This is a genomic window from Levilactobacillus tangyuanensis (assembly GCF_003946545.1).
GTDB classification, from domain to species: Bacteria; Bacillota; Bacilli; order Lactobacillales; family Lactobacillaceae; genus Levilactobacillus; species Levilactobacillus tangyuanensis.
Genome location: NZ_RHOA01000013.1, coordinates 1 through 15,209 on the forward strand (window position 1 = coordinate 1; position 15,209 = coordinate 15,209).

At 49.4% G+C, this 15,209-nt stretch carries 10 protein-coding genes; 2 read left to right on the forward strand and 8 right to left on the reverse strand.

Translation table 11 applies throughout. The annotated features are described in order from the left end of the window. The 4 genes from EKM96_RS10770 to EKM96_RS08570 form a co-directional block, all read right to left on the reverse strand. Nucleotides 1-5,519: KxYKxGKxW signal peptide domain-containing protein (locus tag EKM96_RS10770; protein WP_404819635.1), on the reverse strand; the 5,519-nt coding region annotated here is incomplete at its 3' end. A gap of 785 nt (nucleotides 5,520-6,304) precedes the next feature. Then, nucleotides 6,305-7,204, reverse strand: a complete 900-nt coding sequence (locus EKM96_RS08560) for an RluA family pseudouridine synthase (RefSeq protein WP_125642556.1) — start codon at nucleotides 7,202-7,204, stop codon at nucleotides 6,305-6,307. Continuing rightward, nucleotides 7,201-8,004 (reverse strand): NAD kinase, encoded by an 804-nt coding sequence (locus tag EKM96_RS08565; protein ID WP_125642560.1) that lies wholly within the window; start codon nucleotides 8,002-8,004, stop codon nucleotides 7,201-7,203. Before EKM96_RS08565 ends, EKM96_RS08560 begins: the two co-directional genes overlap by 4 nt. 1 nt (nucleotide 8,005) lies before the next feature. Next, nucleotides 8,006-8,659 (reverse strand): GTP pyrophosphokinase, encoded by a 654-nt coding sequence (locus EKM96_RS08570; protein WP_164511008.1) that lies wholly within the window; start codon nucleotides 8,657-8,659, stop codon nucleotides 8,006-8,008. A 322-nt stretch (nucleotides 8,660-8,981) separates the two neighbouring features. On the opposite strand from EKM96_RS08570, the gene EKM96_RS08575 reads away from it, so the two are divergent. After that, nucleotides 8,982-9,629, forward strand: a complete 648-nt coding sequence (locus EKM96_RS08575) for a DsbA family protein (protein ID WP_125642562.1) — start codon at nucleotides 8,982-8,984, stop codon at nucleotides 9,627-9,629. A gap of 135 nt (nucleotides 9,630-9,764) precedes the next feature. Beyond that, complete coding sequence (locus EKM96_RS08580; protein ID WP_125642565.1) at nucleotides 9,765-10,631, forward strand: DegV family protein; 867 nt, start codon at nucleotides 9,765-9,767, stop codon at nucleotides 10,629-10,631. A 58-nt stretch (nucleotides 10,632-10,689) separates the two neighbouring features. Here the strand turns inward: EKM96_RS08580 and pepF are convergent, their stop codons facing one another. The 4 genes from pepF to EKM96_RS08600 form a co-directional block, all read right to left on the reverse strand. Next, a complete protein-coding gene (gene pepF, locus EKM96_RS08585) occupies nucleotides 10,690-12,495 on the reverse strand; it encodes an oligoendopeptidase F (protein WP_125642568.1) in 1,806 nt (601 codons plus the stop codon). Between the two features lie 63 nt (nucleotides 12,496-12,558). Next, complete coding sequence (locus EKM96_RS08590) at nucleotides 12,559-13,623, reverse strand: competence protein CoiA (protein WP_125642571.1); 1,065 nt, start codon at nucleotides 13,621-13,623, stop codon at nucleotides 12,559-12,561. 90 nt (nucleotides 13,624-13,713) lie between these two features. Next, nucleotides 13,714-14,358 (reverse strand): tRNA (guanosine(46)-N7)-methyltransferase TrmB, encoded by a 645-nt coding sequence (trmB, locus tag EKM96_RS08595; protein WP_125642574.1) that lies wholly within the window; start codon nucleotides 14,356-14,358, stop codon nucleotides 13,714-13,716. Nucleotides 14,359-14,415: 57 nt separating this feature from the next. Further along, nucleotides 14,416-15,207: a phosphotransferase family protein gene (locus EKM96_RS08600; protein WP_125642577.1), complete on the reverse strand. Its 792-nt coding sequence runs from the start codon at nucleotides 15,205-15,207 to the stop codon at nucleotides 14,416-14,418. Nucleotides 15,208-15,209 lie beyond the last annotated feature (2 nt).

Sequence of the window (15,209 nt, forward strand, 5' to 3'; positions counted from 1 at the left end):
GATGCGGCTTCGGATTCGGATGCGGCTTCGGATTCAGACGCTGCTTCAGATTCACTTGCTGCTTCAGATTCGGATGCTGCTTCAGATTCGGACGCTGCTTCAGATTCGGATGCTGCTTCAGATTCGGATGCGGCTTCGGATTCTGATGCTTCTGATTCAGCTTCAGACTCGGATGCGGCTTCGGATTCGGATGCGGCTTCGGATTCAGACGCTGCTTCAGATTCGGATGCTGCTTCAGATTCGGATGCTGCTTCAGATTCAGACGCTGCTTCAGATTCACTTGCTGCTTCAGATTCACTTGCGGCTTCGGATTCAGATGCTGCTTCGGATTCACTTGCTGCTTCGGATTCTGATGCTTCTGATTCAGCTTCAGACTCAGATGCGGCTTCAGACTCAGATGCTGCTTCAGACTCAGATGCTGCTTCAGATTCTGACGCGGCTTCGGATTCACTTGCGGCTTCAGATTCGGACGCTGCTTCAGATTCTGATGCGGCTTCGGATTCCGACGCTGCTTCGGATTCACTTGCTGCTTCGGATTCTGATGCTTCTGATTCAGCTTCAGACTCAGATGCGGCCTCAGACTCAGATGCTGCTTCGGATTCGGATGCGGCCTCAGACTCAGATGCTGCTTCGGATTCGGATGCGGCCTCAGACTCAGATGCTGCTTCAGATTCTGACGCGGCTTCGGATTCACTTGCGGCTTCAGATTCGGACGCGGCTTCGGATTCACTTGCTTCTTCAGATTCTGATTGAGCTTCGGATTCAGACGTTGCTTCTGATTCTGATTGAGCTTCAGATTCTGATTGAGCCTCAGACTCGGACTGTGCCTCAGATTCCGATTGCGCTTCTGATTCACTGTCCGACTCAGAATCACTTTCTGAGTCAGCCTCACTGTGTGCTTCGGAGGCTAAACTAGCATAATTGTTAGCATCATTGGCAGCGCTGGAAGCTTTATCCTTTGCGGCTGCTGCAGATGAAGCAGCCTCTTTGGCCGTTTCAGCAGCGCTAGATGCCGTTGAGTTATCTCCCGCTGCTGTTGCAGAATCAGCATTCGATTGGGCAGCCTGTGCGGCAGATGCTGCAGCAGACGCTTCAGATGCTGCAGATGCTGCAGTTGAAGCTGCGGCTTGAGCTTGTTCTGCGTATGAAGTCGATGCGGAATACTTGTCGCCACCATATTGGTCAGCAACGTTAGCGTAGGAGTTTGCCAGACTAGCGTATTCGCCAGCGGCAGCTGCCGCCTCAGAGGCTGATAAGGCAGCAGATGAAGCATTGTCAGCACTAATCCCATCAACGGTCAATTCGGCAGGCCCTAAGGTCATGGTCAAATCACCATCGGTAACAACCAGGTAGTAGTACCCTGCTTGACTAGTCTTAACGTCGTTCAGATCCAATTGAGCACTGGTTGCTCCGCTGATAGCCGTACCACCAGTATTGCTATCAGTTGCTGAGTAATACCATTGGTAGGTAACTTCAGAGGTATCGTCGTTAGTTGTCGTCAAACTTGAATCTGGCAACCAAATCACATTGTCCCCAGCATTAACAGATTGATCGACTAACCCATTACCAACCGTAACCGTTCTAGAAGAAGAATAAGTTGATCCATCAGCGTTGGTAATCGTTGCTGTAATGGTAACTTTTCCTTCTGACTGGTCGGAAACAGCACTTACCACACCACCATTATCTACCGTAGCGATACTGGTATCGCTACTTGCCCAGCTGATTTCACCAGTGGCGTTCCCTGGGTTCGTCGTAGTCGTAAACTTCGATGACTGGGTATTCAGAACATAGTCTGGCCCACTGATTTCGATACTTGTTGCTGGAACATCAGAGTCATACACATCAACTTCGGCAATATTGCTACCATGAGTGATATGCGTAACCGTCAAAGCATCTTGGTACTGAGCGACCATTTGGAACATCATCGTCCCAGTAAAGTCGGAAGCCGTTTGAACGGTTACCGTGTTAGAAACGTTGGTCAGCACTGGTAATAAGTTGTATTGGTCGGTCTTCTGTTCACTGTACGTCAGGTAACCGGCGTCTTGAGCGGCGGACAACTTCATCCATGAACCGTTGATTTGGACATACCAAGTTGAAACCGTGTTGTTAGCGTACAAGTTCACCGTATTAATGTAGGAAGTGGCACTCAAGGTGAATGTATTTCCAGAAACAGTGGACGTAACCGCTGACGGTTGAGTTGTAAAACCAGCCTTCAAGGTCATTCCAAGGAATTGACTAGCATCACCAGTAATCGATGCTTGAGAAGTATTGGTCTTGTTAGAGTAATTTGTCGCATTCACAATGGCAATTGCAGCATTACTTGCGGCAGAGGTTGCGGCCGTTGCGTACGCCGTTGCATTTTCCAGCGCTTGGTTAGCATCGGCAGCGAAACCACTAGCGGCATTAAAGTCGCCCGCAGCAACTGCAGATGATGCCAAGGTCATGTAACTAGTAGCATCGGAAGCTGCATCGTCTCCTTGAGCTGCAGCAAGTTGTGCCTGTTGTGCCAAGCTAGCAGCTTGACTGATAAATGATGCACCTAGGCTCGTGTTCGACTTGTATTTAGCAGCCAGTGAGGTTGCTGCAGAGGACGCACTAATTGCGGAAGCGTTAGCGGCCGAAATTGACGTTCTTGCATCTGCGGCAACGGAAGACGCGTATGATGATTGCGCTGTCACAATCGTAGTTGTGGCGGCGTTTGCAGCGCTAGCCGCATAGCTTTGTTGTTCTACCGTCTGCTTCAGGTACGTGTTGGTAGAAACGGCGGCGTTAGAGGCAGCCTTGTAGTCTCCGTCAGCACCATAACTTGCAGCGGTAGAAGCGGCACTACTTGCCAGGGCAGCAAAACTAGAAGCTGCTGCGGCGGCAGAGGTTGCCATACTATTAGCTTCAGTTGCGGCTGAATTAAAATCAGGTGATGAAGACCACGCGTTGTTAGCAGCGGCGGCATTCGAACCTGCAACCGAGGCAACATTGGCGGCACTTGAGGCAGTAGCAGCTGCGATGGCAGCGTAACTAGCACCCAAGTAGTCGGCAGTTTCCTTATCAGATGAGGCTTCTTCTGCTGCGGATAATGCTAAGTCAACGCTACCTAAGGCAGCAGACGCAGCTGAACTAGCCATCACGTTGTAAGAACTAGCCAAAGTTGATTGTTCAGCGGCAACACTAGCAGCTGAACTGGCAACCGCATAATCCTTGGTTGCTTCGGTCAATGCAGCGGCAGTCTTCGAAACGGCAGCAATACTAGCAGCTTCGCTGGCCAATGCGGCGTATGAACTAGCCGCTTCACCACTCTTAGTTGCTAAGGAAGCGTTGTAGCTAGCCGTGTTGTCTGAAGAAACGTCCGCAATCGAGTTCATGTTAGCGATTGCTGAACTTGCAGCAGCAGCGGCGGCTTCGGCTGCCGTTGCATACTCAGCGGCTTCACTAGCTGATTTCGCAGATTGATCCGTGTAAGTCCCCTTGGCGTCAGTAACCACCACGGTAATGACATTCGAACCCGCCTTAAAGCCAGTAGAACTAAATAAAGCCGTTTTCGTTCCAGTAACCACTGCTTGATAGTAGTAAGTCCCAGCAGTCGTTGCGTTTGGGGCAAATGTCGCAGAAGTTTGGCCACTCACAGGTGACCAGGTACGTCCATCAGTTGAAACATACCAAACGTAATTTGCTGTCTTAACCTCATAACTGTTGACAAGCAGGTAATAACCCAAATCACTGATATTGGTTGTAATGGAAATCTGTTCACCAACCTTGTATTGGGTCTTGGCTGCACTAGCCGTAAGACTAGCCCCGCTGGCCGTCGAATCTTGACCAGTCACAGAAGTATTGAACGCCTTGGCCAGCGTTGCGGCATTGGAAGCATCCGCTGCGGCCGAAGAAGCCAAGACGGCTGCGGCTGCGGCCTCACGAGCGTAAGACGTCGCGTCCTGCGCCGTTAAAGCTGCGGCGGCATTGGAGGCAGCGGCACTGGTTTTAGCGGCTGCTGAACTGGCAATCGTAGAGGCACTGGCTGCACTGGAAGCATAGTTTGCCGATTGTGTCCCTTTGTAACCTGCAGCCTGAGAAGCTGCAGTACTTGCCATATTTGCCGAAGATGCTGCTAATGAAGCACTAGAAGCGGCTGAACTAGCCAGGTCCTGAATAGATAAGGTCGAGGCTTCGAGTCCTGCTGACTGGGCAACACTGTTAGCATCCGTAACGGTCGTGCTGGCAATTGCAGCAGCACTGGCAACACTATTCATGCTGACATTGGCGTTGCTTGCTGCGGCGTAATCGCCAGTGATACCTGCAGCACTGGCTGCAGCATAAGCGGCATCAGCTTGGCTGGCCAGATCACTTAAGGCAGCAGCGGCACTAGAGGCAACAGTTGCGGCACTAGTTGCCGTTGAGTATGCCGCCATGGCTGCTGAATTTTGTTTTGCATATTGTGTTGCTGTGTATGCGCTGCTGGCAGCGGCAGAAGCCTCAGCGGCAGCGATTGCTGCTGCACTGGCTGCCGAGTGAACATCCACGCCGGCACTGCTTACGAGGCTTGCCATTCCTTGAGCAGCTGCTAATTGAGCAGCTGAGGCGGCGCTGGACGTAATGTCAGCATAAGAGACCGCTGCGGCGGCATATGAAGCTGCAGCACTGGAAGCAGTGGCATAATTTTTGGTCATTTCTGAAGCATCACTGGTGACGTTCAGAGAATCCAAGTACATGTTCGCCAAACTATTGTAATGTTTAGCAAAATCATAAGCCTGGAGAGTTTCTTGATAAGCACTTGAGGCAGTCTTGTAGGCCGCCTGAGTATCTAACGTATTAACTAAAGATGCATAACTACTTGCTGCACTGGCAGCAACGGCTGCGGATGAAGCTGCGGCCGAAGCCGCATTCGCAGCACTACTATCCCCCGTTGAAGCACTGTTTGTATCGCCTGTGGTCGTGACTAATGAAGCACTTTCGGCCACTGGCATCACAACAGCCTGTCGGGTCATCGCAACTTTAGTCACAGTCTTAGTGACATTAGTTGTCAAGGTGACATCGGCATCTGTGTTAGCAGCTAAGCTAGCAACCTTCTTATTAGTATCATTCGTTGCAGCGCTTGAAGCCGAAATGGCCGTAATTGCTGAACTACTAGATGAAGAACTTGCTGAACTTGAGTCCGATGCATCCGAACTTTCCCCTGCAGCCGAGCTTAATTCAGCTGATGCTGAAGAAATCTTATCTGCCGAAGAAGAAGCGGCGGAGCTGGACTCATCACCTGCTGAACTTGCAGCAGATGATGCTGTTGAACTTGCAGCCGCTGAGCTATCTCGTAGCTTAACGGTTGACGATGAACTCGCCGAAGAGGCAGCAGAAGAAGTATTACCTGCTTTGCTGCTGGACTCATCAGCCTGACTAGCCGTGTCGGCCTTGGCAGTCAAATTGCCGGTTCCTAAAAGCGTAAAAGATGCCAACGCCGCGAAGACCCAGGTCTTCCCTGACTTGAACATCTTGTACCGCAATTTTGGATCACCGTTGAATGCCTTGTTCCGCATGAATTTCACTGTCGTAACGCCCTCCTTTATGAAAGAGATTCCAAATAAATTACAATCACTACCCCAAAAGTCATCAAACATTTTGAAATGATAGCGTTCAAAAGTTGAATGGTCTATACGCTTCCCCCACGATAGGGTCTCCCCTATAAACCAATCCCCTGATGGTGTTCATTCTAGCACAATTTCACTATACGTACTATTTTTAAAGTTAAATTACTAACGATAAACAAATAATTTCATGAATATTGTTCCTTTCTTAAAAATTTCTCAGTTAAATCAGTTGAGATTTTCAGCAGTATTAATCAATGAAAACGATTTATTAAACATCGAAAATTAACGACGACGATCAGTTTATAAACCCTGGTGTGGCGCCGTTTTCAGGCATGATGCCTTTTGACGGTCTCTCATCGCTTTTCTTTCAATGGTCAAGACTATTGATTACTGTCATTTTCACGGTTACTATTTGGTCCTCTAATATTACATTTCCGTTAAAAAATTGGCCATTTTCGCGTTTGTGTGAGCCTGTTTTCGAGGCACATTCGTTCCAAAAATCAAGGGATCAGTTTAGGTTTCTTTAAGGTTCAGTACCATGTTTTACTCACACAATATAGAATGTGTAACATTATTCATCTAGGCCAATTTATTTGATTTCACAATATTTTTCACAAAAGCTATTATATCAAGTTTCCTGACCATTTTGCCGCTTAACTAACACTTGATAAGTGACAGTTAAGGGGGGCGCAAAAAAAGCTCGCTAACTTAAGTTGGTTAGCGAGCTTTCTTTATTAAACGATGACTTCTTCTTGAATCACTCGAGCGAGATCGTTTGGAAGTTGAGCGTAGCAAGTGATCCACTGCTTCTTGAATGGTTGATAGAAACTCAGGCGAGCACAGTGCAATGCCTGCCGGTGAATCCACGGATCCGTTGGTTGACTGTATAACCAGTCCCCCAGCAATGGATGTCCCAGTGCTTCACAATGAACTCGGATCTGGTGTGTCTTTCCGGTATGTAATTTAATAGCCAGCAAACTGGCCATTTCAGACCGGCGACGAACCCAAATTTCCGTTTTGGCTGCCTTGCCATCTGGTCGAACGGTTCTTTTGATAAAGGACCCCTCCGCCCGACCAATGGGTTCATTCACTACCAGATGGTCTGGCTGCATCGACCCTTTGGCAACGGCAATGTACCGTTTATCCAATTGTCCCAGCTTCAGCTGTTTATCCAGAATTGAATGGGCAAAGTGATGCTTCGCAAACAGTACGCAACCACTGGTATCCCGGTCCAACCGAGTCACAATGTGCGTCACATCACTGTCGGCCTGAATGGCCCGTAGATGACCTTTCACCCGATTGGCTAACGTATCATCCGGATAAAGATGAGACGGCACAGAGGCCATTCCAGCCGGCTTATTAACCACTAAAAAGTGGTCGTCTTCATATAAAATATCTAAGGGATTGGTCGACACACTCACATGCTCATTCGTCGGTTCAGGGGGCAGCACGAGCCCCACTCGTTGTCCAGGATTAGCCATTGCAATGACTCGAACTGGCTGACCATCCAAGGTGACAATGCCACCATGGAACTTCACCTGCTTCAGAAAAGTCCTGGTGACGCCGTGCGCCATCAGGACTGTCCTAACGTGAACTGGACTCTGGCCGTCTACCGACCATTCGAAGGCCGTCATGAGCGTTCCCGTCCAATGAAGGACGCCTCGACTCGCTGCCAGAAATGGGTGTGACGATACTCAGCAAATAAAATTCGTTGCGGCGCAATTCGATACGTAATCGCTTTGATTGGCCGTCCCTCGATACTAAGCTGATCACACATCAAAACGTTATCGGCAGAGCTTGCTGGCTCGATCCGAATCCATTCGTCGGCCGGAATAATGAGTGGCGAACCCAGCGTTCGAAAGACAATGTTGTTGATTGATCCGATTTCCGCCATTTGAATCGCATTAAACCGAGGGTCGAGCACCGCCCCACCTACCGACTTGTTGTAGGCCGTTGATCCGGTTGGTGTCGAGATGCACAGGCCATCCCCCCGAAAGCTTTCGAACAATTCATCCTTGATATAGACGTCGGCAACCATGGTCCCGGAAACCTTTTTAATTGTAGATTCATTCAAAGCCAATGCCTCATCCGCATGCGTACCATCCGCATACTCTACCCGAATGGCCAACATGGGATAGCTGATACTTTGCCCATTGTCTTCCACCAGACTAGCCACCAACTCATCCACTTCATAGTCACGCCAATCCGTGTAGAACCCCAGGTGCCCTGTATGGATCCCAACGAAGCGTACCTGATCCAATCGGTCACTATAATGATGAACGGCAGACAAAAGGGTCCCGTCACCACCGACGGTTACCACAATGTCCGGGTCCAAACTATCTATGGTCACGCCACCAGCTGCGAGGCCCTCATGAAGCGCCGTTGCGACAGCCTTTGATTCTGGCCCATTATTACTAAAGATGGAAACCTTCATATCATTCTTCCTTGCTTTGCCCCGTCGAAGACGAGTCATGGTGTTGAGGCGTCATGTACTGTTGCGCCTCTTGAATTTCTTCACGAATTTCCGACATTTCCGTGTCCAGCTTAAAGGCCGCTTCCGCCGCCCGTTGCAGTCGACCACTTAATTCTTCGGGAAAATCGCCTTGATATTTGTAATTTAAAGAGTGTTCAATCGTTGCCCAGAAGTTCATTGCCAAGGTCCGAACCTGAATTTCCGCCAAAATTTTCTTTTCGCCGGAAACTAACTGCACGGGATACTCGATGACAATGTGATAGGAGCGATAACCACTCGGTTTTTCATTGTGAATATAATCGCGTTCTTCGAGAATGGTCAGGTCCGTGCGTCGTCGCAAGAGGTCGACCACATCATAGATATCATCAACAAATTGGCACATGATTCGTAGGCCAGCAATGTCTTGCATATCCTGTTCAAGTCGTTCCTCGGCAACGTGTCGCCGTGACATTTTTTCCTTGATACTAGCAACCGGTTTCACTCGACCAGTCACAAACTCTATCGGTGGCCGTTCATTACGATTCTCAAATTGTTTGCGAATCCCACGGAGCTTAACTTTAAGCTCGCTAACAGCCTGCTGATAGGGTAATAAAAATTGGTCCCAATTTGCTATCATAATCACGTTCCCCCTATCATTTGGCACAGATGTCCTATCCGATTTTACCATACTTTGACCGGAACCGAGAGAAATTACCAGTCACACCTGTGACTCATTTCACACTCTTGGACATGGTCAACAAACTAGCCGACTTACGAGGCGTTTAGCTTTACCTAATCACAAAAATGTTGCATGATTAGGTTGCGTTTTAAACGGACGGTCTTCACCTCAAACAAACGTTCTGATTGCTATTTTTATTTTTTTTGGTAGTGTAGTGTTATTAGTTTTTGTTTTGGCGACCTTGCTGATTGCCAATTAGACAGGTATAGGAGGAAGTAATGTGTTAGAAGTCTACTTGTTCGTCAACCCATTAGGCGCTCGCTGTATGCGTTCCGAGCGTAACATCATGAAGTTGGCTGACCATTTGAATAGCAAGGTATCCTTTCAATTCGTGCCCCTGCTCAATCAACAGATTATTGAGCAGTCACTCACAGCGCGTCCAACCCTAGCGGAAAGAAACGATCGCTTCAATGTGTATTATCGGGCAATTCTGGCCTACAAGGCGGCCCTCTTCCAAGGGAAGCGCAAGGGTCGTTCATTCTTACTCGATATGCAGTCAGCCGTCGTTGACCACCACCGGACTTTCTCTCAAGAATTAGCGCTCGACTTAGCTAAGGATTGTCAGTTAGACCTCGACATGTTCGTGGAAGACTGTGACTCCGATCTGGCCAAACAGGCCTTTCGGACTGACCAGAAGCTAGCTGCCGAAATGAAGGTCGAACAGTCCTCTTCCGCCGTTATTTTCAATTGTAGTGCCTCTCAGTGCGGCTTGTTACTCAACGATGTCACCTACGAATCACTCTGTGATGTCTGCGAAAGCCAAGGCGTTGCGACTAAAGAAATGTTAATGGCAGAACCTAATTACCCACAAAATAAAGAAGCTGCTTCAGCAGGCGGTTCCAGTCGTCCTCACCTGCACGTTCTTTAAGCAGCATTGAATCGTTTTACCCTTGTCCGACCAGCGTTCTGGCCGGGCTTTTTATTTGGCCAGATATGAAAACTAATTGCAATATGTTATGATGAAGCCAATTAATTGATTCTCAATTAAAGGGGTGCTTATTTTATGTCTACCGCTATTGTGACCGACACTGCTGCTTACCTAACCCCAACGCAAATTGCGCAGTATCACATCACCGTGTTACCAATCACAGTGATCTTAGGTGAGCATCAATATCCAGAATCAGAATTAGAAGAACAACCGCAGATGTTTTACGACTATTTGCGGACCAATCCCGACCTCCCAACGACCTCACAGACCTCGTTGGGCGAAGTCAAGGAAGCCTACGATAAGCTGGCAGATCAAGGGGTTGATGAAATCATCTCGATTCACCTTTCTAGCGGCATCACATCATTCATGGATAACCTGCAAATCTTTGCTAAGGACTATTCACGGGCTAAGGTCTACCCTATTGATTCACTGGTTGCTAGCGCGGGCGAAGCCAACCTCTGTCTTCTGGCCGGACAAATGGTCGCTAACGGCGATCACGCGGACACCATCGTTCCCGAACTGGAGAGTCTGCGGACAACGATGCAGGTCTACTTCGCCGTTAATAGCCTGAGTCACCTGGCCCGTACCGGTCGCCTGAGTAATCGGTCGGCGATCATTGGTGATCTCTTCAACATCAAACCAATCTTAACCTTCAATCCGACGGGCGAAATCATCGCCATCGATAAAGAACGGACGATGAAGAAGGCCTTCCGCTTAATGGTAGACCATCTAAAAACCACTTTACAATCCGTTGACTACCCGATTCTAGTTACCGTCATTGCGGCGAATAATCCCGAATTGGCAGACCAATGGGTCGCAAAAATTGCGGCCGACTTTCCTGAGGTTCGCGTTGTCTTCAGCGAGTTGGGCCCGGTCATCAGCGTCCACACTGGCGAAAAAACAATGGGCCTTATCTGGCAACGGGATTGGCGGTCTGTTTAGTTTAAACCTAATAACAAATTAAAAAAACTATCGGCCTAGGCCGATAGCTTTTTTTCGTCTACTTCAACTGTTTGGCCAACTCTTTAAATTCTGCTAACCGTTCATCAAAGGTCGCAAAGGCCGTTTCCAAATAATCTGGCTTCGTCATGTCGACACCGGCCGCCCGCATCACATCTAAAGGTGCTGCCGAGCTACCAGACTTTAAGTAACCCAAATACGCTTCGCGCTTTTCGGGGTCCCCACTCAGGATTCGTTGGGCCAATGTGGTGGCCGCCGCAAAGCCGGTCGCATACTGATAAACATAGTAATTGTAGTAGAAATGAGGAATCCGGGTCCACTCGTCGGCAATTTCAGGATCGGAAATAACGGCATCCCCGTAGTAGCGTTCGTTAAGTTTGCCATAGAAGTCACTCATGAAGTCCGCCGTCAGTGACTGACCATCTGCTGCCTGTTGATGGATAAAGTCTTCAAACTCAGCAAACTGGGTCTGACGATAAACGGTTCCCTTAAATCCATCGAGGTAATGATTTAACACATAGGCCCGAACCTTAGGATCCGTCTGAGTCTTCAACAGATAGTCCGTCAAAAGGTTTTCATTTGTCGTTGAAGCAATCTCGGCCACGAAAATGGAATAATCGCCGTACTGGAACGGCTGGTTAGCGCGCGTGTAGTGGCTGTGCATGCTATGGCCCATCTCGTGAACCAGCGTGAACAGGCTCTCCAAGCTATCCTGCCAATTGAGGAGGATGTAAGGCTTCGTATCATACGCCCCACCCGAGTAAGCACCAGTCCGTTTCCCTTGGTTTTCAACCACATCGATTGCCCGACTGGTGAACATTGCCTGGACCTGATCGATATAATCCGGCCCAAGGACACTGAGCGCCTTCAATGCTTCTTGCTGGGCTTCCTCATAGGTATAGCTCAAACTTGGCTCCCCCGTGATCGGCGTATAAAGGTCATACATATGCAACTCCGGTAAGCCTAGGATATCCCGGCGAAGATGAACATAATCATGAAGCGAGTCCAAATGACTGTTTACCGTCGTGACCAGATTATCGTAGACCTGGGCTGGAATTTGATTCTCGGCCATCGCCGCCTCACGAGCACTGGCGTAATGCCGCGTTTTCGCCGTAAAATTATGCGTTTTAACCTCACTAGCCAGTGTAGAGGCAAAGGTATGCCTGAACTGCTGATAAACGCTGTAAAGGCCCTTAAAAGCCTGTTCACGAACTCGTGGCGTGGTTGACTGTAACAAGACTCCATAGAGGCCCTCAGAGAGGCGAACATCCTTCCCTTCGGCATCTTGAACAACCGGAAATTTCAGATCGGCATCGCTCAAAACACTATAGGTCTTAGCTGAAGCACCAAAGATATCCTGAGCACCTGCCAGCAACTTTTCCTCACTAGTCGACAAGGTATGGTCCCGTTGTTCCGCCAAAACATCAAATAAATGTTGATAATCGGCCAAGCGTGGCTCGCTGTCAATCAGCTTCTGTAGATCTGCCGCGCTGAGCGCCAAGACCTCGGGTTCATACCAAGCCGTTGCGCTGGCAACAGTGGCCACCAAGCTCTCCGCCTGCCCTGCCAGATCTTGATAGGTAGCGTTGCCGGTATCTTGGTCATTCTTCAGTGAGGCATAGACGTAGAGTCGTTCAAGTTGACGGTTCAGGTCTAAAACCGCCGTCGTCACTCGGTAGAGGTCCGCACCACTCCTACTCAGTTGTCCTGATAGGGACTTGATCTGTTCTGCAGCGTCTTTAACTTGCTGCACATCCTTTTTGAAACTGGCATCATCCGGATAAATTGACGTCAAGTCCCAAGTCAGTTGTTCCGGTACTGCCGAACGCTTCGGTAATTGTTTCATTTGCACTCGTCCTCCTTCGATTTCCATAAGGATAGTTTAACACTTTCCCCAAAGATGACCGGACTAGGCGACCCCCGCTGACCAGGTTGGTTGCTTGGCCACCCGCCAACCACCGGAACCTGGGACTAGATAACCGTGATTGACCGCAACCCGTAACAAATCGCGAATAGCGTGCCCGATCACATCTGGGCAAGTGAACCCGGCTCCCGCCATGTGCCCACCGGTTTGATCAAAGACTGCTTGCCCTAATTCTAAAACCCGGTCCGGTGTGATCAGTTCCGTCTCGGAGAAAAGCCTGGAAATCATCAGGATTCGCCAATAGACCTCCCCCTGGCCAAATAATGGCCAGGTTGCTTGGTCACTCATCAGCATCTGAGGAAACGTTGCCAGGTTTTGACCACGAAGGTAAAGTTCCTCTTGTAACGGTCGTAATCGCGCATCCGACCGCCACAATCGTTGCTGTAACTGACGCCTAAATTGCGGCCAATTCGGTCTGGCCGGTGGGGTCATCCGGGGCCGGCCTTGAACAAATTGATCTAAACGCGTTATCCAGGCCGTTGTCCCCCAGCAATGACCCAAAACATCCTGATAAAGATGGTGGACCACTCGCAACTGTTGCCGGCCAACATCCCAGAACAATAGACACAGTCCCCATTGACCGCGAACGGCCGCAAACCGCTGAATCAAGCCTAATGACAGCCCCTGTTGATCATACCGCTTGCCCAACAACCACCCCATCGCCACCCCAAGTCTTGCATAGCCCTGCGTACGTAAAAGGACCTGGGTATCGTTGATTGGACTACACTGAAATTCTAACGCCAGTGGCCTTTGACCATGTGTCACCCAGACATCTGCTCGTTGCTGAATCGCCGGGAGAACCTCTTCAAGTCGAACAGGTCCCCACGCACTGAAGAAACTCGCCAATTGGCGCTTTCCCTGCATGTGCTGGCGACTCTCATGCTCACTCGCAATCTGACACTGACTGTGTGGTAGGTGGGCGAAATACGGTGGAATTCGCTGTCCGTGCCGTAATCTCACCGGTTCCTTGCAGGCGGGACAGGCGTAACGGCCGCCCTTTTGGGCCACTTGAGCGTCAATCAATCGGTGATCAGTCTCCGCAATTAACATGTCATCAGCTCCTTTAAGTTACCTCCGACAGTCTTCACCAAAAAATTTTAATAAAAAAAGCGACCCTCATAAGGGCCGCTCGTCAGATCATTAATTTTCAGGAAAATGGGCAATCACTTGGTAAATAGGACCCTTGGACGAAAACTTCTGCTCGTATTCCGTCTCAACATCCTCAACACCATCGGTGGCCGCATGCAGGTCCAACCAGACCCCTTCAAGAATCATGGGGAAATTACTCAAACTAGTCAGGGAATACTCAAACAAGCCACGGTTATCCGTCTTGAATTGTAACTGTCCCTTGGGCTGCATAATATCCTGGTAATGGGCCAAGAACACTGGCGATGTCAGCCGACGCTTGATGTGCCGTGTCTTGGGCCATGGATCGGAGAAATTAAGGAAAATTCCAGCGACTTCGGCGGGCGCAAAAATGGTGTTAACGGCCACGCCATCGGTGTGAACCAATTGAATGTTGGTTAAGCCACTGGCCACAACCAGCTTCAAAGCCGCCGCAATCACTGACATTTGAATTTCAATTCCAATAAAGTTGTGATCGGGATGCCGCCGGGCCATTTCAACGATGAATTGGCCCTTCCCGGTTCCGATCTCAACATAAAGTGGCTGGTCGCTTGGAAAACGACTCTGCCAGTCCCCACGTAAGGGTTCTGGTTCAACAACCATCCGTTCAGTATGTTCGGCCATGTAGTCCTTGGCCCAAGGTTTATTGCGCACCCGCATTGTTAGTCCTCCTAATGACAAGAACGGGAGTGAGGACATCCCCACTCCCGTCGACGATTAATCCGTCACTGATTCTCGTGTCAATTTTTCTAATAAGATTAAATGTTGATTCATAATTTGAAAACGTTGTTGATGGAAACTATCGGCGATCACCGTCAAACAGTGAATTCGAGCATACCAGTTCACCCGCGCCAACAGATCTGGCGTCAAGCGTTCGCCATAGTCCTGCAACCAACGTTGCCATTCTTCTAGTGGCACATACTCACATAGCAAGGCCCCAAGGTCGTAAGCCGGATCGGCAAAAGTTGCAGCGTCCCAGTCGACTAGGTACAGTCGACGACGATCGGACAACAACCAGTTCTTATGATTCAGATCACCATGACAAACTTCATAATCGGTCTTGGGCAGTTGTGGTTGCTCGTCTTGCAAGGCAGCAAACGCCGACTGAATTAACGGATGCTGCCGTAAGTCAGAAGCTAATGCCGGTTGCAGTCGACCCAACAACTGGGCGGGCGTTGTAAACCGTCCGCCGACTTTTAATAACATATCATGAAGCAGGTGGGAATGATGAACCCGATGGAGCAGTCGCGCGACACGTTGTTCACGCATCTCACTTCGTCGTAACGTCCGACCATTCAACCACTCCTGGGCAGTCATAACGTCTCCCGAAGCCAGCCGTTTCGTCCAGACCAGCCGAGGCGTAATGCCCTCCATTGACAGAGCTGCCAGGAAAGGTGAGGCATTCTGCTTGAGAAAGACTTTTTGCGATGCCTTAGTCCCCATAAAGGCCGTTCCGGTGTTGCCACCTAGCGGATACAGACTCCAGCCATCACTAATATCCAAAGCCATGC

Excerpts from the sequence above, each read along its gene's own strand:
- EKM96_RS08570 (WP_164511008.1), bottom strand. The coding sequence starts at position 8,659 with ATGATAGCAAATTGGGACCAATTTTTATTACCCTATCAGCAGGCTGTT.
- EKM96_RS08600 (WP_125642577.1), bottom strand. The coding sequence starts at position 15,207 with ATGGCTTTGGATATTAGTGATGGCTGGAGTCTGTATCCGCTAGGTGGC.
- EKM96_RS08590 (WP_125642571.1), bottom strand. The coding sequence starts at position 13,623 with ATGTTAATTGCGGAGACTGATCACCGATTGATTGACGCTCAAGTGGCC.
- pepF (WP_125642568.1), bottom strand. The coding sequence starts at position 12,495 with ATGAAACAATTACCGAAGCGTTCGGCAGTACCGGAACAACTGACTTGG.
- EKM96_RS08580 (WP_125642565.1), top strand. The coding sequence starts at position 9,765 with ATGTCTACCGCTATTGTGACCGACACTGCTGCTTACCTAACCCCAACG.
- trmB (WP_125642574.1), bottom strand. The coding sequence starts at position 14,358 with ATGCGGGTGCGCAATAAACCTTGGGCCAAGGACTACATGGCCGAACAT.
- EKM96_RS08565 (WP_125642560.1), bottom strand. The coding sequence starts at position 8,004 with ATGAAGGTTTCCATCTTTAGTAATAATGGGCCAGAATCAAAGGCTGTC.
- EKM96_RS08560 (WP_125642556.1), bottom strand. The coding sequence starts at position 7,204 with ATGACGGCCTTCGAATGGTCGGTAGACGGCCAGAGTCCAGTTCACGTT.